Source organism: Sorangium sp. So ce726 (genome assembly GCF_051521405.1).
GTDB lineage: Bacteria > Myxococcota_A > Polyangia > Polyangiales > Polyangiaceae > Sorangium.
Genome location: NZ_CP150349.1, coordinates 6,627,898 through 6,645,088, shown reverse-complemented (window position 1 = coordinate 6,645,088; position 17,191 = coordinate 6,627,898). Strand labels below are relative to the sequence as shown.

Below are 17,191 nucleotides of genomic sequence, written 5' to 3'. Positions count from 1 at the left end.
TGTACCCACGTCGAGTACGCGTCGTCGCCATCTGCAACGCGTCACGCCCGCGAGCGCGCGACTGCCCGTGCTCGCGCGGGATCCATCTCTCCATCTCTCCTCGGCGATTCGACCCCTGTTGCCTGCGAGCCGGGCAAGAGGCGTGACCGCTGTCGATATGCCCGAGCAACAGATTTACGATGCTCCTGCGCGCTGTCGCGCAGGGCCCGCGAGTCCGCTGGATACGATTTTCCAGCGAGCCTGGCCGCATCGGCCATGACGCCGGGCACGGCACCCGCTTCTCTTATGCAGCTCTGGAGAAGATCCGCTGGCGTCGTCATCGATCGGGATCGAGGAGGGCCATGGGCGGGCCGATTGGAGTTGAAATCGACTATGTGCTCGTTCACAGTCCGCTCGACGGGCACCGTTCTGCTCGGCTCTGGATGGGTCGTCTTGCGCAGCGGCACCTTCGCCACCCACTGCAGCGCAACAATGATGCTGTAAGAGGGTAGGCGGCTTCGGGCGGTTCGACTTGCGGAGTGCGTCTGGACTTCCGGCCTCCTCGACGGGAGCGGTCTCGATTGGCGCCGCGTGCCCATGTGGAGATCCGATATGCATCTTCGATCGTTTGGCTGGATCTTCGTTGTGGGTTCCTTGGCGCCCGCCTGCACCGGGCAGCTTGGCGATCCGTCCTCGGGAGCGGCTGGCGGCGAAACCGAAGCGGCTGGCGGCGAGACCGGCAGCGACGTTCCCCCGCCGCAGGCCGACGGCAGCTTGCCGTACGCGGCGCCCACGCCCGCCTCCACGGCGCTGCGCGCCCGCACATGGCTGCTCACCCCGGAAGAGTACGGCCGCTCCGTCCAGGACCTGCTCGGCGTGTCGATCGACGTTTCGGACATGGAGCCTGTGCCGGACAACGGCATCTATCCGAACATGTCCACCAGCGGGCTCGTCCGCGTGACCCTGGCCGAGCAGTACGCGTCCAAGGCCGAGGCCGCGGTGCTCGCGCTCAGCGATCGGCAGCTCAGCGCGTTGATTCCGTGCGGCAAGGTTGACGCGACGTGCAAGGCGGACTTCGTGCGCGCGGCGGTCAGCAAGGCGTTCCGGCGGCCCGCGACGGCGGAGGACCTGACCAATTATGGCGAAGTGTTCGATCTCGCCGCCGAGGCCGGGGATCCGGCGCTGCCGTTCCGCTGGGTGCTGAAGGGCGTGCTGAACTCGCCCTATTTCTTGTACCGGACCGAGATCGGCGCGCCGAGCGACGAGGCGAAAGCCGCGTTCCGGCTGACGGACCACGAGATCGCGACCTTCCTTTCGTACAGCGTGCTCGGCGAGCCGCCCTCTGCGACGCTGGTCGCCGCCGCCGATCGCGGTGAGCTGGCCGATCCCACGCTGCTTCCTGGTCACATCGAGCAGCTGCTCTCGACGCCGGGCGCCGCCGACCAGCTAGGGTCTTTCCTCGTCCAGTGGTTGCGGTTGCACACGTTCGAGGCCGAGGTGGAGAAGTTCGAGGACGTGTTCCCCGGCTTCGCGGATGTGAAGGGGACGATGTTCGCCGAGACGCAGAGCTTCCTCCGCGCGAACGGAGGCATGGAGGGCTCGATCGCGAGCCTGCTCACGGCGCCTGTACTCGAGGCCGATCAAGCGCTCTCCGCGTTTTACCGCAGCGACGCCTCGGGCGCGACGGACACCGCGCGGAGCGGCCTGCTCTCCCTCGGCTCCGTGCTCTCCAAGACAGCCAAGCAGTACCTCACGTCCCCGACGCTCCGCGGCCTGTTCATCCGCGATCAGCTGCTGTGCCAGCACATCACGTTGCCCGAGAACTTCACGCCGCCGCCGATCGAAGAGAGCGAGCTGCGCTTGGCCCCGAAGACCACGCGCGAGCTGTACGAGACGCACAACGCGCAGGCGGCCTGCAAGACCTGCCACTCGCTGATCGACAACGTCGGCTTCATGCTCGAGAATTTCGACGGCGCGGGCCGCTATCGGACGCTCGAGCAGTACAGGAGCCCGTCGCTCACCGCGCCCATGGCCGCGCCGCAGCCGATCAACGCGGCGGGCCGGCTGCTCAACACCGACGTCGACGGCGAGTACGACAGCGCCGCGGGGCTGGGAGAAGCGCTGTCGCGCAGCACCTGGGTCCGCGAGTGCGTGGCGCGGCAGGCCTTCCGCTTCTATTTCGGCCAGGTCGAGGCTGCGCGCGGTATTCCGCCGGTCGTGGAGGGCACGGCGGCGCTGGATCGCACCGGTCTCCTGCGCGACCTGCTCGTGGCGCTCCTCTCTTCGCCGAGCACGGTGGAGCGCGTGCGCGAATAGCTACGGCCATCGAGGATCGAACATGCCCAAGCCCTTCGACGTATCCAGACGAGACATCCTGAAGACGGCGGCCGGCGCGATCTTCCTGGCGCCGCTGCTGCGCCACCGCGAGGTCGAGGCGCAGACCCTCGTGCCCAAGCGGCTGGTGCTGATCTTCACGCCCGACTCGCACCCGCCCGAGTGGTGGCCGACCGGCAGCGGATCGACGTTCCAGCTCCAGGAGCCGCTCGCCGATTTCCGCGGCCTCGAGAGCAACATGTTGTTCTTGCGCCGGCTCGACCACGCCTGGACGGTCGGGAATCACCACGAGGCGGGCATGGCGCAGCTGTTCACGGGCGCGCGCTTCATCGACGAGAGCTCGCACCACGCGAACGGTCCCTCGCTCGATCAGATCCTGCTCAAGAACTCCGATCTGCGCGGGGGCACGCCGCTCGCGAGCATTCACCTGTGCGTCGCCGATCGCGGCGGCGCCGACAAGCGCCATATCATCTCGTACAGCGGCCCCGGCCAGCCCATGACGCACACGGCCGACCCCGCGCGCGCGTTCAGCACGATCTTCAGCGGCGTCACCTTCGACGGCGCCACGCCGACGCCCACGCCTGGCGGGGTGCCGGATGCCGTCGCGGAAGCGAAGCGCAAGGCCGACCAGCGTATCCTCCAGATCAACACGGGCGAGCTCAAGACCATCCAGCGCTTCCTCGGCCAGGCCGAGCGCCAGAAGCTCGAGCTCCACGTGGAGGCGCTGTTCGAGCTCGAACAGCGCATCGCGGGCATGGGCGGCGGCGGCACGTCGGTCCCGGCCGGCGCGGCGTGCGAGCGCGCGGACACCTCCGGCTACAACGGCAGCACCAACAACGCGACAACGATCACGCGCTGGGCGCAGATCCAGGCCGATATCATCGTGAGCGCGTTCGCGTGCGATCGCACGAGGGTCGCGGACTACCACTTCAGCTTCTCCGGCGGTCACCATGAGGGCCTTCTCGGCTTTGGCCAGAGCTGGCACGACGTGGTCGCGCACGTCAGCCGCACGAACGACAGCGTCAGCGTCGGTGGTGAGTCGATGACCACGCGCCAGGCCTTCATGCTGTTCGATCGTTTCTGGGCGAGCCATATCGCGTACCTGGCGAAGAGGCTCGCGGGCACCCGCGAGGGCAGCGGCACGATGCTCGACAACACCATCCTGCTCTGGGGCGTGGAGAGCGGCACGAACCACAGCCACAACCCGCGGGACATGCAGTACCTGGTCATCGGCGGGAAGAACCTGGGCGTGAACGTGGGCCAGTACATCAACAACACCACCGCGCAGAGCTCGAACAAGCTGCTCACGTCGGTGATGAACGCGCTCGGCCACGCCGCGACCGGCATCGGCATCGAGCCGAATTGCGGACCGCTGTCAGGCTTCCTCGCCTGACGCCTGCTCGTCGCGGTGCGGCGCTGGCCGAGTCGAACAGCGATCAGCGGCCCAGCAGCGTGTCGAACATCCCGCGGTATCAGAGGACAGGCGTGCCGTAGTCGTGGCCGGAGTCGGCGAGCAGGGTCACCGGCGCCGACGCGGCCTCGAGGACCAGCCCGCAATGGGCGCTGGCGGCGAGCTCGCCGCCGATCGAAGGGCTGCCCTGCATGATCCAGGGCACGCTGCCGGTCAGCCGGAGAGTCCCATCGAACGACATCCGGTTGCCGACCCGCGTGTTGACGGTGATCGCCGGGATCGGGGCCGGCGCCGGGCTGCGGAGCGAGCTGAAGCTCCAGTTGGCGGTGCTGGTGGAGCCGTTGACCGTGAAGTTGCAGGTGCTGGAGGCGACGCCGTTGCCGGAGGCGGTCGCGAGGCTCCTGGTGTCGACCCGGAAGGTGAGCGTCACCGGCGTGCCCGCCGGCAAACCGGAGAGCACCACCGCCGAGTCCTTGAACCGGGCCGCGCTCGAGGCGCCTGGACCGTAGTTCGGGAACTGCGTCGAGTCGCGCTTGTCGCCGGCCGCGGCGATCTCCACGTCGAGACCGCCGAGCTGGGCGAGCGATCGACCGTGGGCAACTCCGGCGACGGTGCGGAGGTAGTTGTTCCAGACGATGGGACCGGCGTCGATCTCGGCGACGGCGGCGGGCTCGCCGTAGAGCGGCCCGACCTGGTGAGTCGGCGGACCGGGCATCCCCTGGATCAGCGCGGAGGCCTCGACCATGGTGCGCGGGGTCTGCGCTGCGGCGGGCGAGACGCCGAGGGCGAGGGCGCTGAGGGCGGCGGCGGAGGCGAGTAGGCCGTGAGTGTGCATGTTGATCTTCCTCTCGATCGCGAGCGAGGTTGTGTGTTCGATGTCAGGGTGGAGGCGCCGGCCGGCCGTCGGTCGTGCGCGGCGGCCCCGCGTCACGAGGGCGAGGCCACCAGCGGCGCGATCACGGAGCGTTCGGGGACAGCGATCCTGTCCCCCGGCGCGGCTTGCTGGAGAAGGAGCCGAGTCGTGGACGCGTCGGCGATGAGAACCTCAGGCGACGCTCGTGGCGCGGCGGTCGTGTAGCCCTTTGGCAGGAGCCGTGCCGTGCGGGTTGAGAGGGGTCGGGCGGCCAGAAATCGCCGATCGGGGCGTCTTTCGCGGTGTCCAGGCCGTCCGGATCGCGCGGAGGCTCGCTCCGTTGCGCGAACGCTGCGCAATCTGGGCGGTGGTGGCCCGAATAGCGCCGTGAATCTCGTATCTGGACCCGCGGGTGTGGAGCGAATGGGGCCCTTCGCGACCTCGCGCCGACGATCGAGCCCGCCGCTCGCCTCGGGTCGCCGCTGGAGGCGCTCTTCGAGACCTTCATCTCTTGCGTGAGAGACCGGGAACAAACCACCGGGACCCCGTGTTCCATCGGCCATGGCGCGACGTGTGATGGGCTGGGTGCTGATTCTGTTCACGCTGGCCCTGGTGGGGTGCGATCATGCGACCAAGGCGGTCGCGCAGGCGGCGCTCGAGCAGCGAGGTCCCCTGTCGATCGTGCCGGGGGTGCTCGATCTCCGCTACGCCGAGAATCGCGATATGGCCTTCAGCCTGCTCCGGGGCATTCAATCGCCGGCGAAGGTGGCGGTCCTCTTCGTGTTCTCGATGATCGCCATCGGCGTGGTGATCCTCGGCTGGTGGAGCAGCCGCCGCGCTTCGGTCACCGAGCAGGCCGGGTACGCGCTCATCGTCGCCGGCGCGTTCGGGAACGCGATCGATCGCGGCGTCCGCGGCTACGTCATCGACTTCATCCACCTTCACCGCTGGCCGGTGTTCAACGTCGCTGACATCGCCATCGTGGCGGGCGGGATCCTGCTCGGGATCGCGATGTTCAGGCGTGCGCGCCAGGAGCCGCGCGAGGTGTCCTGAGCTCCGCCTCGTGAGACAGTCTCGCCCGAACATGCCGGCTCCACGAGCAGCTCCGCCAGGGGAGGCATGACCTGGAGGAAGAGCCTGCGCGCCGCATGTCTTCCGGTCCGATGTCTGGGATATCTCAAGAAGATTGGCCGTGCGGTCGCGCCGCTGGGCTCAATTACAGAGCAGCTTCTTCAGCTCATCCGTTGTCTTGGTCTTCGCGCCCGCCAGGGCGGCGGAGGCGATCTGCTGCGTCTCCTTTGCCCTGGAGCAATCGTCAGGCCGGTTGGGCGCCTGCTCCAGCAAGGGGCCGAGCTTCTCCGTGGGACCTTTCGCGTGCTTCTTGCTGCAGAGCACGGGCTCACCCTCGTGAAGATAGTACCGGCGCTGCGTGACGTTGGTCGTCGTCGCCGGCTTGTCCGGCGTGCCCCTCGTCTCGTCAAAGGCCCAGGATCCATCGCCGTGCAGCGCGAAGACCAGCTTGCCCTGGTCGTAGTAGAACTGGTACGTCGACTCGCCGTGCCCCGCGTCGGAGGCTGCGATCTCCGCTTTCTGGATCGCGCCGTCCGCCTGGTACAACCGGAGCTCGCCGCGTCCCTCGCCGCCGGCGCACTCAAAGCGAAGCTCGCTTCGCTTCAGGTCCTTGCGGGCCTGGATGTCCTGATACCGGGCCCTGATCTTCTGGATCCGCGGATCGTCGAGGCTCACCTTGGAGCCCTCAGCTGTGTCCGTGGTGGCCTGGGGTGCTGCCGCCGGCGTCGGGCTTTGTACGGCGGAGGTGCCGGCCGGGGGCGTGGTCGCGCCGGGCGCCGGAGCTCGGCCTGGTTCTGCAGGGGCCGCGGAGACTCTCGCCGTCGAGGTGGACGACGGCGAGCTACACCCGATGCCGACGGCGACCAGCAGAGCGATGGAGGACCGGATCATGAGGACCCAGAACGCTCGGTGCAACCGTCCCATTCGGCGGGTCGGGTCACCCGCCCTTGCGTCGAAACTCCACGAAGAACCGCACCGGGCCGTCGGGGTCGACGTGGTGCAGCACCTCGGGGGCGACGATCCCTGGGCTCTCTGGATCAAGAGAGAGCTCTCGACCGCCGAGCCCATCGATCCGGTAGCGGAGCCGCCCCGAGATCACGTGGATCACCCCCCATACGCCGGGCTTGGTGGAATGGTTCTTTCGCAGGCCGGAAGGGATCGTGACCTCGTCGAAATCGGCCGTCCGCTTGTACGCGACCAGCCCGTCAGGCATCTCGAGTCGATCGCAGCGCACGCAGTCGAGCTCGGTGCCGAGCATCGATGCGCGGCCCTCGGACGTGACGACCCAGGGGCGCGAGAAGAACGGTGGCTTGTGCCGGACGTGCTGGCCATGTCCACAGCTCAGCTCGGCCACCCAATCGTTCACATCGTCCTGATGGTATCCCGTGATCGATCGACGCATCGTCTCAATCTACTTGCTACTTACCGTTTTCTGGACGTCGTTCCACTCGATCCGCGTGTCCGGAGCGAGCTGCGTCTGTCTATCGTCCATACCCCCGGGACACGTCGGATCGCGTCCTTGCTACGACCACGCGCCCAGCAGCGCGGCCATCGCCGGTGCGATGACCTCCGCGACCGCGCGGCGGTGGGAGGCGGCCAGCGCCGCGCCGTCAGGGCGCCCGTGCGCGGCGAGGGCGCCGGCCTCGGCGTCCGGCGCCGTGGCGGCCGGAGGAGGCGAGGTGAGGGCCGCCTCGAAGGCCTCGGAGACCGCCTGGCGCACCGGCTCGCCGCCCGTCTGGAGCGCCCAGGCCACGAAGCGCCATGCGAGCTCGGCGTGCCGGGCCTCGTCCTCGGCGATCGTGGCAAGGGCGCTCCGGACCGCGGCGTCGGTGGCGCACGAGAGCTGCTCGCTGGCTTGCACGGCGGCGAGCGTCTCGCCGATGCAGCCCTCGCGGACGGCACGCGCTGCGATCTCGGGCAGGTCCGAGGCGACCTCGACCCGCCCGCCAAACGCGAACGGCGCCGGCGCGAGCGCCGCGCCTGCGTACGCGCTCGCCAGGCCGAAGCAGAGCGCAGCGTGGCGCACCTCGTCGCCCGCGGCCTCGTGCGCGGCCGCGAGCAGGTCCGGGGGGGCCCCGACCGCCATCAACTCCAGCGCGAACCGCGCGAAGGAGGCGACGGACGCGTGCTCGAGCAAGGCATCGCGGAGCCATGCCTCGGCCAGCGCGGCGCGGGTCACCTGCGTCAGCGCCGCCGCGTCCGGCTGCGCCGCGGCGCCCCACGCGCTCGCCGCTTGCCGCTCTGCCCGCGCGGTGCGCGCGCGCTCGCCCACGAGGAACGGACGGCCTGAGCCGCCGCAGGTCGCGGTGAACTCGTAGCAGCACTCGCCGCCTCGGAGGACGCCGTCACCGAGGCTGCTGTACCAGCACCCCGCGGGCGCGCCGGACGACGATCCCGGGAAGGAGGTGCTGTAGGGGTCGAAGGTCGGGCACGTGACCGCGGGTGAGCCGCCGATGCCCCCCTCGCCGGCAGTCCCCCCTTCGCCGGCAGCGCCTCCGGCACCGCCCTGTCCTCCCTGTCCCGAGGGGCCCAGGGCGACACAGACCGTTCCTTCCTCGGTCCACTGGACGCCGCCTGCCTGGATTGACGTGACGGTTTCGCCGCTTGGCCCGCCATTCCCGCCCATCCCTCCACGCGCCCCCGAGCTCTCGTCGCCCGACCCGGGGCCACCACCTCCGCCCGACGCGCGCTCCAGGGTGACGTCGCCGCCGCAGGCGGCGCCTCCAACAGCCACGTTGAGCGTCGCCGTGGCGAGGATCGCGCGTGTCAGCTGATGAGCGAGCGCGATCCGAAATTGAGCCGGAGAAGAGGGGGTACTGGCCATGTTGCCAGAGAACAGCAGCATCCGTACCAGCGCGGGATCCGCGGGCGCAGCCTTTCAGCGGGAATGGCCGGCACAGCATGGCACAGGCCTGGTCTGCATCGATTGCGTCGCTGCCGCGGCGAGCCCTCGCGGGCAGCGTTGCCCGCGCGCCCGTCGGGCGCTGCGCCGGGCCCGCCTGGCATCGAGCCGGCCGTCCGGGTCCCTGCGCGACGCAGCGTCTCCGGCTGCGCTCGGCTCCGCGGTCGCGCTGCGTTTGGCTCCGCGGATGCCGCTGCGCTCGGCTCTGCGGTCGCCGCTGCGCCGAACCACGGTCGCCGCTGGTATAGAGGCGCTCATGACCCTCCTCCGAGACGTCCTTTCAGCGCTCGAGTCGATCGCGCCGCTCCGGTTCGCGGAGTCCTGGGACAACGTCGGCTTGCTCGCGGGCGACCCGGCGCGGCCCTCGTCGGCGGCGCTCCTCGCCATCGATTACACCCCCGAGGTCGCCCGGGAGGCGCGCGATCTCGGCTGCGATCTCGTCGTCGCCTACCATCCGCCCCTCTTCGAGGCCGTGAAGCGTGTGGTCGCGCCGAGCCCCCTCTTCGCGGCCATCCGTGACGGCATTGCGCTGTACTCGCCCCACACCGCGCTCGACGTCGCCGAGGGGGGCACCAACGATGTCCTCGCCGACGCGCTCGGGATGTCGGCGGACCGCGCGCCGCTCAGGAGGGCGCCATCCAAGGCGTGGCAGCACAAGCTGGTCGTCTTCGTCCCGGAGGATCACGCCGATGCGGTGGCCGATGCCCTCGCCGAGGCAGGCGCGGGCCGGATCGGCCGGTATTCGCGCTGCAGCTTCCGCACGCTTGGGACGGGCACGTTCTTCGGGGAGGAGGGCGCGAACCCCACGGTCGGCGAGAAGGGCCGGCTCGAGCGCGTCGCCGAGGTGCGGCTGGAGATGGTCTTCCCCCGCGACCGGACCGCCGCGGTCGTGCAGGCGATGCGCGCCGCGCACCCGTACGAGGAGGTGGCGTTCGACCTCGTCGAGCTCGCCGCCGAGCCGCTCAGGGCCGGCATCGGGCGGATCGGGCCGCTCGCCGGCGCCGCGCCGGTCTCCGAGCTGCTGGGCCGCATCAAGGAGGGCCTGGGGGTCGATGCCTTGCTCGTGGCCGGCCCCGAGCAGCGCGCCATCTCCCGCGCCGCCACGTGCGCCGGCGCGGGCGGCGCGCTGCTCGACGACGCCATCGCGCAGGGCGCGGAGCTCTACCTGACCGGCGAGCTGCGCCACCACGACGCCCTCCGCGCGGCGAGCGCGGGCGTCACCGTGGTGTGCGCGCTGCACTCGAACAGCGAGCGCGCCGCGCTGACGCGCCTCGCCGAGCGCCTGCGCGCCGCGGTGCCGTCGCTGCGCGTCGAGGTCAGCGCGCGCGACCGGGATCCGTTCTCGATCCGCTGACGGCGCGGCGCTGCGCAGGGAGGGAGACGGGACGCGGTGCGCGTCAAGGCTCGGCGCGCGTCCCGTGTTCCGAGCTCCCTGGCACGCTCGGGACCCGCCGAGGACGGCAGTTTTGGCAAAGGCGTGCAACGCCGCTGGACGAAACGGCCCCCCGCGATCAGCTTGCCGGCCCTCATGCGCGACAACGGCACGCCACCCGCCTCCGACCTGCGCGCGGACGCAGTTGGACCCTCGCCGCCCTCGCCCGGCTCGCGCCGCGGCGCGGGCGTCTGGTCCACGCTCCGCGACGCGGTCCGCGGCGGCGAGCACGACTTCACCACAGGCTCCATCGACCGGGCGATCGCCTTGCTCGCGATCCCGATGGTCATGGAGATGGTCATGGAGTCGCTCTTCGTCGTGGTCGACGTCTTCTGGGTCTCGCGGCTCGGGGCCGACGCCATCGCCGCCGTCGGGCTCACGGAGTCGCTCCTCGCGCTCGTCTACGCCGTGGCGATGGGCCTCGCGGTCGCCGCGTCCGCGACGGTCGCGCGGCGGGTCGGCGAGGGGCGCCCCGAGGAGGCGGCCGCCATGGCGGGGCAGGCGATCGTGCTCGGCCTGCTCATCTCGCTGCCCATCTCGGCGGTCGGCGCGCTCTTCGGGTCGCGGCTGCTCGCGGCGATGGGGGCGACGCCCGGGGTGATCGCGATCGGCGCGCCGTTCGCCTCGATCATGCTGCTCGGCAACGCGACGATCCTGATGCTGTTCGTCATCAACGCGATCTTCCGCGGGGCGGGCGACGCGGCGCTGTCGATGCGGGTGCTCTGGCTCTCGAACGCGCTGAACATGGCGCTCGGCCCGTGCTTCATCTTCGGCCTCGGCCCGTTCCCGGAGCTCGGCGTGGCCGGCGCGGCGGTCGGGACGACCCTTGGCCGCGGGACCGGCGTCGCGCTGCAGGTCTTCTTCCTCAGGCGCGGCAGCGGCCGGGTGAGGGTGCGAGCGCGGCACCTCGTCCCCGACCTGGGGGCGCTCGCGGCGCTGCTCCGGCTCTTCGCGAACGGCGCGTTGCAAAACGTCATCGGCATGGCGAGCTGGAGCGGCCTGGTGCGCCTCCTTGCGCCCTTCGGGAGCGCGGCGCTCGCCGGCTACACGATCGGGATGCGCGTCATCGTGTTCGCGATCCTGCCGGCGCTCGGGCTCTCGAACGCCGCCGCGACCCTGGTCGGGCAGAACCTTGGCGCGGGGCGCCCCGACCGGGCCGAGGCCGCCGTGTACCGCGCGGGCATCTGGACCACCGTCATGCTCGGCGCGGTAGGCGTCGTCTTCGCGGTGGGCGCGCGCGCCATCGTCGGCGCGTTCACGGACGACGCCGAGGTGCTCCGGTTCGGCACGCAGACGCTGCGGATCATCGCGTGCGGGTTCCTGTTCTACGGCTTCGGCCTGGTGTTCACGCAGGCGTTCAACGGCGCCGGCGACACCTGGACGCCCACGCTGCTGAACTTCGCCTGCTTCTGGCTCTGGGAGATCCCGCTCGCCTGGGGCCTCTCGGGCGCAGCGGGGCTCGGCCCGGCGGGCGTGTTCGTCGCGATCGCGGTGGCGTTCTCGACGTTTGCCGTCGCGGGCGGGCTCGTGTTCCGCCGCGGCGCGTGGAAGCTGCGGCGCGTCTGAGGCGCCGCTACCGCGCCGGCCGCGCGAGCCAGGCCTCGATGAGCTTCCGGGCAATGCTGAGCGACGGCGGCAAGAGCGGCAGCGCGTCGCGGTGGAACCAGCGCGCGTCCTCGAGCTCGCGCGTGTCGACGCGGAGCTCGCCGCCGGCGTAGCGCGCGGTGAAGCCGACCATGATCTGGTGGGGGAAGGGCCACGGCTGGCTGCCGAAATAGACGAGTTCGGCGACGTCGACGCCCGTCTCCTCGTGGACCTCGCGCGCGGCGCACGCCTCCAGCGTCTCGCCCGGCTCGACGAACCCGGCGACGAGGCCGTACATGCCCGCAGGGAACCGCGCCTGGCGCGTCATCAGGACGCGCGGGCCGTCCTCGACGAGCACGATCGTCGCCGGCGTGAGCCGGGGGAAGTAGTTGCTCGCGCAGCGGAGGCAGCGCTTGACGCGCTCGTCCTGCCCGATCTCGAGCGCGGCGCCGCACGCAGCGCAGTACTGGTGCGCCCTGTCCCAGTGCTGCACCTGGTACGCCGTGCCTGCGATCTCGAACAGCTCCGGATCGATGCGCCCGTGGAGGCGCCGCAGCGAGACGTAGGCGTATCCCGCCGGCGCCGGCGCGCCCTGCGCGAGCTCGGCGGAGCGGCAGGCGCGGCCATCGAGCTCGCCGAGCGGCTGCGCGCGCGTTACGGAGACGCCAAGGTCGGCGAGATCGGCCGCGATCGGGATGTCGAAGCGATCGGCGCCGTCGCCCGGCGCGCGGACGAGGAGGTCGTCGCCGTGGAACGCGAACCACGCGATCTCGGCGGGCGCCGAGCTCGGACGGCCGAGCCCGGCGCGGAAGCGGGAGGACGGCATGGCGTTACCTGGGGCAGAGCCGCGCGGGCCCCCCGTCGAGGCGTCGCTCAGGTGAGCCGATCGGCTGCATGCGGGGGAGCCTAGCGCTGCGATGGAGGGAGGGATACCGCGACCTCGCGCGAGCGTATCGGCTCGCTCCCAACGTGAGCGCGGGGCGTCCTCGCGGCGAGAGATTCAGCGAAGCGGAGGCCCGTGGCCGCGGGCCGAATGCCACACCGCCATGATCGTCACGGTCCGGGTCGCGTCGTTGACGACGTAATACACGTGGTAGCTCGTTCGTGGCAGCAGGACGCGGCGCACGCCGTCGATGTCGCTCTCCTCGTACGATGTGCCTGCGTCAGGGAACGCGCCGAGACGAGCTGTGGCGGCGGTGAGCTCGTCTCGGAACAGCGCCGGATTGCTGGGCCGGTTCTCACGCCACCAGCGTGAGACGGTCTGCATCTGGGCACGGGCGTGCGCCGTGCTCTGGACGCGGTAGCGCATCACTCGGGAGGACCCGCTCTAGAGCTCCGCCAGCACGTCCTCGACCGGTACGACCTCGCCTCGCTCCAGCTCGGCCCGCGAGGCTCGTAGCGCTTCGTGCAGCTGGGCACGGTCGGCAGCGTCCAGGCTGTCCTGTTCTTCCACGAGCACCATGAGCTCGACCTCGGTGTCATCGGGCAGATCGAGCGGGGCGTCGACGAGAAGCCGACCGCGCGAAACACGGCCACGCACCAGGACGCTCACCCTGTCGAGCCTACGCTGTCCGCGCGCGTTCGCCAAGCGTGGGCGCAGGCCCGCAGAGGCGCTCCGTCTCCGTGGAACACGAGCTCAGGACGGAGGCGCGCTGTACTGCATGGAATCCCTGCAGCGAGCTGGGCTGCGTTCAGGATCGCCTCAAGCGTGCGCACCGGACGCCGGACGGGCTTCGGGGCGAGGTTGCGGACGTCGCTCCGCAGGCTCACGCGGGGCCGGCGAGCGTCGCGGCCCAGGCGAGCGCGACGAAGGCGACCTCGACGTCGTTCTTCTTCGGGACGAGGCGCCTCGTCTCGATGCCCTCGCCGGCGTGGAGGGGGAGCTGCTCCAGCGCCGCGAGCTCGGCGGCCTGCGCGGCGTGGAGGTCCCGGAGCGCGGCGTCCGCCTCGGTCCATTCCTGCCGCGCGCGCTCGAGCTTCGCGGCGGCCTTGTCGCGCTGGGTCCCGGCGCGCCGGGCGGTGTCCCGGCCGGCGACGAGCCCGAGGAGCGCGGCGCCCACGGCGCCGGGGAGCGCGGCCACATCAGCCTCGGCCTGGTCGTACCGCGCCTTCGCGGCGGCGATACGCTCGCCGAGGCGCGCGATCTTGGGCGCGAACCGGCCGACGACCTGCTGCTGCTCGGCGGCGGCGAGCCGGGCCGCGGCGGCGCGGCAGCGGGCGGAGAACGCCTCGAGGGGCTCGCCATCGTCCTGCGCGAGCCCGAGCTCCTTGTGGACGGCCACGGCGGCCTCGGTCGTGCGGTAGGCGTGCTCCCGGAGCGCGCGCGCCGCGGCCTGCGCGGTGGCGCGCTTCGCGAGCGGGGCGGGCAGCTCGGCGAAGCGGGCGCCAGCGGCGGGCGCCGTGGCGAGCAGCGAAGCGTCGAGCCGGGTGACGCGCGAGAGGTCCGGCTTGCCGTCGGGCAGGAGCGGGGCGGCGAGGAGCTGGTTCCGGTTGAGGGCGACGCCTAGCTTCGTGTCGCGCAGGTGGGCGATCACGGAGGCAGCCACCCAGGGGATGTAACGGAAGCCCTCCGGCGCGGCGGCGGGGGCGTGCGCGTAGAGGCTCCGCCAGCCATCGGGCGCCGACGGGGGCGCTGTCGCCGCCGGGGGCAGCGGTGCCGGTGCGGGTGGAGCGGCGTCCGCACGAGCGGCTCCTCTGCGGCGCGCGGGCTGCGGTGCGGCGGGCGTGTGGCGCGGGTCGAGGAGGATCGTGCCGCCTGGGCCAACAGGTGCGCGCTGGGCGGGGCTCGACGGACCGAGGGCGGCGCGTGTGGGATCTGGATAAGCACGCGTCGGATCCAGAGAATTGTGTGTCGGATCGGGGTGATCGCGCCTCGAATCCAGAGAATCACCTGTCGGATCGGGGTGAATGCGCCTGGGATCCAGAGCATCGCGTGCCGGAACGGGCGCGGGCGCTGGCGGGGGAGGGGAGATGCTCCGGACGAGCCGGCCCACCTCGCGCCGGGTGACCGGGCCGCGCAGCCACGACAGGCTGAAGCGCGTCTCGGCGAGGAACGACGGCGGCTGCATGTGGACGTCGCGCACGAAGAACGTGCGCGGGGGGAGCGCCTTCAGCGTGGCCGAGAGGGCCGCGGCCTCGACGCCCCCGGCGCCGCCGTCCGCGCCCGAGAGCCCCTCGACGACGCGCTCGCGGTCGGCGTCGGTCTGGAGCCGGCCCACGAACCAGGCGCCGGCGTTCGAGAGCGCCTTGTAGTCGAGGTCCATCGGGTTCTGCGTGGCGAGGACGACGCCGACCCCGAAGGCGCGCGCCTGCTTCAGCAGCGCGAGCAGCGGCCGCTTCGTCGGCGGGTTCGCCGGGTGCGGGGGCAAGAAGCCGAAGACCTCGTCGAAGACCACGAGGGCGCGCAGGTCGCTCGTGCCGGAGAGGCCGCGCACCCACGAGAGCAGCTGATCGAACAGCAGCCCGAGGACGAGGAGCCGCTCGTCGTCGTCGAGGTGCGCGACGCTGACGATCACCGCCGGCGTTTTGCTGTCGCCGCCGTCGCCGCCGGCCTGCGGCGTGAGCCACGCCGCGACGTCAAGCGGCGCGCCCTTGCGCCACGTGGCGAACGTGGGAGACGCGAGCAGGGTGTTGAGCTCGCGGGCGAGCGCCTGGCGCTCCTTGGGGGCGAAGAACTCGTCGACGCCGAGGGCGCCGACGGCGGCGATCGGCGGCTCGGCCAGGTCCGCGAGCAGCTCCTCGAGCCCCGCGGCCCGCCGCGCGCGCAGCCGCCGCTCGGCGAGGTGCGCGAGCAGCACGTGCTCGCGGCTCCGGGCCGGATCCGGGTCGCGGCCGACGAGCCGGAGCAGGAGCGACAGCGAGGCCGAGAGCGCCTCGCGGGCGGCCTCCTCGTCCTCGTCCCAGAGCGGCGAGGGCGTCTCGAGCGCCGAGAGCACGTGGACCGGCTCGCCCGCCGTGGTGCCCGGCGTCAGCAGGCGCGGGGCCATGCGGGCGCGGAGCGCGGCGACGTCGGCTGGCCCGAGCCCCGAGGAGGCGAGTCCGTCACGCCAGCGCGCCGCGAGCCCCTCGGCGACGTCGGCCGTCGATCGGCCGTCGCGCGCGGCGGCGGAGGGGTCGATCCACGGCTCGAACTCGGCCGGGGAGAGCTCCGGGAACGTGAAGAGCAGGTTGGGCAGGTCGCCCTTCACGTCGACCATGAGCACCGGGACGCCCGAGCGCAGCGCCTCCTCGACGAGGACCATGACGAGCCCGGTCTTGCCGCTGCCGGTCATGCCGACGACCACGCCGTGGGTCACGAGGTGGTGCGCCGGGAGCTCGAACGGGCGCGCGCCAGCGGCGCCTGGATCGCCCGAGAGCGGGCGGGAGCGGCCCAGGGTGAAGGGGCGGGTCGGCATGAGGGCGGGCTCGTGCCATGGCGAGAGGGCTGTCGCAATGCTGGAGGGGGGGCGGGAAAGGCGCCGCAGGCGAGGGGGCGCGGGCAAGCCCGGCGAGGGCGGCGTCGTCGCGTCGCGCGTCCTTGTGACGCGTGACGAACCGTGACGCGCGGCGGGACCCCTCGAGCAGGGCGCCTCGTGCGGTACGCCGTTCTTGCGTTTGCCACGCCTCGCAAGGGAGTCACCATGAAGTTCGCGCGACGGCGATGGCGCCGGACGCGCTAGGCTCACCCGAGCCAACGCAGCGCGAGGTGCCATGTCGTCGATCACCCTGGACGTCCCTGACGAGGTTGCCGAGAAGCTCCACGCTCTGGCGGATCGATTGCCTCGGATTCTCGACCTCGGGCTGCGTGCGCTGAGCGCCGAAGCATCCTCGGAGTACGAGGGGGTCGCGGATGTCCTGGAGCTCCTGGCGACCTTGCCGACGGCCGAAGAGGTGCTGGGCCTCCGGGCAGCCCCGACGTTGCAGCATCGGATCCAGGAGCTCCTGGAGAAGAGCCGTTGCTCAGGGCTCAGCCCCGAAGAGCAGCTCGAGTGGGAGCGGATCGACTACATCGAGCATCTGGTCCGGATCGCCAAGGCGAAGGCAGCGATGAAGCTCAAGGACAGATGAGCCCCACGCAAGTCCCGGCCGCGTTGCGGCGGCTCGTCGGCGAGCGGGCCGGGGGTCGCTGCGAGTACTGCCTCATCCCGGAGCAGATGACGCTGGCGGCGCACGAGGTCGATCACATCGTTGCGCTGAAGCACGGTGGCGCGACCACACCGGAGAATCTCGCCCTCTCTTGCGTCCTGTGCAACAAGCACAAAGGGACTGATCTCGCTTCCATCGATGTGGAGACCGGGGAGCTCACAGCCTTGTTCAACCCGAGACGGGACGCCTGGAGCGATCATTTCGAGGTGCATGGGGAGGAGCTCGTCCCGAAGTCCGCTGTGGCACGGGTGACGGTGCGCCTGCTCCAGCTCAACCACCCGCGCCGGCGCGCGGAGCGACTGTTGTTGGCCGCGGCAGGGTTGCTCCCAGGGCCGCGGTAGCTGTCACGGGCGAGCGCGGGAGGCGCGTGAGGACGTCTGCGCCTCGCGAGCCGTGCGTGGCCGACGGCGCCCACCATGGGAGTGATGGAAGGTGCGCGGCCCGCCCACGGAATCCCCGCGATCGCCTTCCGCTGCCCCCGCATTCTGTCTCCTCCCCCCG

15 protein-coding genes are annotated in these 17,191 nt (G+C 71.5%); 7 read left to right on the top strand and 8 right to left on the bottom strand.

Going from position 1 to position 17,191, the window contains the following annotated elements:
- The first annotated feature begins 591 nt into the window (after positions 1-591).
- Together WME79_RS24705 and WME79_RS24700 are read left to right on the top strand one after the other, a co-directional pair.
- Complete coding sequence (locus WME79_RS24705) at positions 592-2,295, top strand: DUF1588 domain-containing protein (RefSeq protein WP_437539600.1); 1,704 nt, start codon at positions 592-594, stop codon at positions 2,293-2,295.
- Positions 2,296-2,317: 22 nt separating this feature from the next.
- The gene (locus tag WME79_RS24700) at positions 2,318-3,706 is read left to right on the top strand and encodes a DUF1552 domain-containing protein (RefSeq protein WP_437539598.1); all 1,389 of its coding nucleotides are present in this window, start codon (positions 2,318-2,320) and stop codon (positions 3,704-3,706) included.
- 79 nt (positions 3,707-3,785) lie between these two features.
- Here WME79_RS24700 and WME79_RS24695 read toward each other — a convergent pair whose 3' ends face one another.
- Positions 3,786-4,559: a hypothetical protein gene (locus tag WME79_RS24695; protein WP_437539596.1), complete on the bottom strand. Its 774-nt coding sequence runs from the start codon at positions 4,557-4,559 to the stop codon at positions 3,786-3,788.
- A gap of 579 nt (positions 4,560-5,138) precedes the next feature.
- Here WME79_RS24695 and lspA point away from each other — a divergent pair.
- Positions 5,139-5,630, top strand: coding sequence for a signal peptidase II (gene lspA, locus WME79_RS24690; RefSeq protein WP_437539594.1), 492 nt, complete (start codon positions 5,139-5,141; stop codon positions 5,628-5,630).
- Between the two features lie 159 nt (positions 5,631-5,789).
- Here the strand turns inward: lspA and WME79_RS24685 are convergent, their stop codons facing one another.
- From WME79_RS24685 to WME79_RS24675, 3 genes are all read right to left on the bottom strand, one after another.
- The gene (locus WME79_RS24685) at positions 5,790-6,323 is read right to left on the bottom strand and encodes a hypothetical protein (RefSeq protein ID WP_437539592.1); all 534 of its coding nucleotides are present in this window, start codon (positions 6,321-6,323) and stop codon (positions 5,790-5,792) included.
- 262 nt (positions 6,324-6,585) lie between these two features.
- Entirely contained in the window at positions 6,586-7,050 is a 465-nt protein-coding gene (locus WME79_RS24680; protein WP_437539590.1) for a DUF3565 domain-containing protein, read from the bottom strand.
- A 120-nt stretch (positions 7,051-7,170) separates the two neighbouring features.
- A complete protein-coding gene (locus WME79_RS24675) occupies positions 7,171-8,382 on the bottom strand; it encodes a ferritin-like domain-containing protein (protein ID WP_437539588.1) in 1,212 nt (403 codons plus the stop codon).
- Between the two features lie 424 nt (positions 8,383-8,806).
- On the opposite strand from WME79_RS24675, the gene WME79_RS24670 reads away from it, so the two are divergent.
- Both WME79_RS24670 and WME79_RS24665 read left to right on the top strand, forming a co-directional pair.
- Positions 8,807-9,904: a Nif3-like dinuclear metal center hexameric protein gene (locus WME79_RS24670; RefSeq protein ID WP_437539585.1), complete on the top strand. Its 1,098-nt coding sequence runs from the start codon at positions 8,807-8,809 to the stop codon at positions 9,902-9,904.
- A gap of 174 nt (positions 9,905-10,078) precedes the next feature.
- Positions 10,079-11,548: an MATE family efflux transporter gene (locus WME79_RS24665; protein ID WP_437539583.1), complete on the top strand. Its 1,470-nt coding sequence runs from the start codon at positions 10,079-10,081 to the stop codon at positions 11,546-11,548.
- A gap of 7 nt (positions 11,549-11,555) precedes the next feature.
- On the opposite strand, the gene nudC is transcribed toward WME79_RS24665, so the two are convergent.
- The 4 genes from nudC to WME79_RS24645 all read right to left on the bottom strand — a co-directional run bounded on the left by nudC (position 11,556) and on the right by WME79_RS24645 (position 15,960).
- Positions 11,556-12,392 (bottom strand): NAD(+) diphosphatase, encoded by an 837-nt coding sequence (gene nudC / locus WME79_RS24660; protein WP_437539581.1) that lies wholly within the window; start codon positions 12,390-12,392, stop codon positions 11,556-11,558.
- A 174-nt stretch (positions 12,393-12,566) separates the two neighbouring features.
- The gene (locus WME79_RS24655; RefSeq protein WP_437539579.1) at positions 12,567-12,875 is read right to left on the bottom strand and encodes a type II toxin-antitoxin system RelE/ParE family toxin; all 309 of its coding nucleotides are present in this window, start codon (positions 12,873-12,875) and stop codon (positions 12,567-12,569) included.
- Between the two features lie 18 nt (positions 12,876-12,893).
- Positions 12,894-13,118, bottom strand: coding sequence for a hypothetical protein (locus WME79_RS24650; RefSeq protein ID WP_437539577.1), 225 nt, complete (start codon positions 13,116-13,118; stop codon positions 12,894-12,896).
- A gap of 214 nt (positions 13,119-13,332) precedes the next feature.
- Positions 13,333-15,960 (bottom strand): ATP-binding protein, encoded by a 2,628-nt coding sequence (locus WME79_RS24645; protein ID WP_437539575.1) that lies wholly within the window; start codon positions 15,958-15,960, stop codon positions 13,333-13,335.
- Positions 15,961-16,255: 295 nt separating this feature from the next.
- Here WME79_RS24645 and WME79_RS24640 point away from each other — a divergent pair, with 295 nt between their 5' ends.
- Entirely contained in the window at positions 16,256-16,612 is a 357-nt protein-coding gene (locus WME79_RS24640; RefSeq protein WP_437539573.1) for a hypothetical protein, read from the top strand.
- Positions 16,609-17,031, top strand: a complete 423-nt coding sequence (locus WME79_RS24635; protein ID WP_437539571.1) for an HNH endonuclease — start codon at positions 16,609-16,611, stop codon at positions 17,029-17,031. Before WME79_RS24640 ends, WME79_RS24635 begins: the two co-directional genes overlap by 4 nt.
- The last annotated feature ends 160 nt before the right edge of the window (positions 17,032-17,191 follow it).

What these genes read in the sequence shown, in the direction of transcription:
- WME79_RS24645 (WP_437539575.1), bottom strand. Translation starts at nt 15,960, where the DNA reads ATGCCGACCCGCCCCTTCACCCTGGGCCGCTCCCGCCCGCTCTCGGGC.
- nudC (WP_437539581.1), bottom strand. Translation starts at nt 12,392, where the DNA reads ATGCCGTCCTCCCGCTTCCGCGCCGGGCTCGGCCGTCCGAGCTCGGCG.
- WME79_RS24670 (WP_437539585.1), top strand. Translation starts at nt 8,807, where the DNA reads ATGACCCTCCTCCGAGACGTCCTTTCAGCGCTCGAGTCGATCGCGCCG.
- WME79_RS24640 (WP_437539573.1), top strand. Translation starts at nt 16,256, where the DNA reads ATGTCGTCGATCACCCTGGACGTCCCTGACGAGGTTGCCGAGAAGCTC.
- WME79_RS24695 (WP_437539596.1), bottom strand. Translation starts at nt 4,559, where the DNA reads ATGCACACTCACGGCCTACTCGCCTCCGCCGCCGCCCTCAGCGCCCTC.
- WME79_RS24665 (WP_437539583.1), top strand. Translation starts at nt 10,079, where the DNA reads ATGCGCGACAACGGCACGCCACCCGCCTCCGACCTGCGCGCGGACGCA.
- WME79_RS24635 (WP_437539571.1), top strand. Translation starts at nt 16,609, where the DNA reads ATGAGCCCCACGCAAGTCCCGGCCGCGTTGCGGCGGCTCGTCGGCGAG.
- WME79_RS24700 (WP_437539598.1), top strand. Translation starts at nt 2,318, where the DNA reads ATGCCCAAGCCCTTCGACGTATCCAGACGAGACATCCTGAAGACGGCG.
- WME79_RS24680 (WP_437539590.1), bottom strand. Translation starts at nt 7,050, where the DNA reads ATGCGTCGATCGATCACGGGATACCATCAGGACGATGTGAACGATTGG.
- WME79_RS24655 (WP_437539579.1), bottom strand. Translation starts at nt 12,875, where the DNA reads ATGCGCTACCGCGTCCAGAGCACGGCGCACGCCCGTGCCCAGATGCAG.
- WME79_RS24705 (WP_437539600.1), top strand. Translation starts at nt 592, where the DNA reads ATGCATCTTCGATCGTTTGGCTGGATCTTCGTTGTGGGTTCCTTGGCG.
- lspA (WP_437539594.1), top strand. Translation starts at nt 5,139, where the DNA reads ATGGCGCGACGTGTGATGGGCTGGGTGCTGATTCTGTTCACGCTGGCC.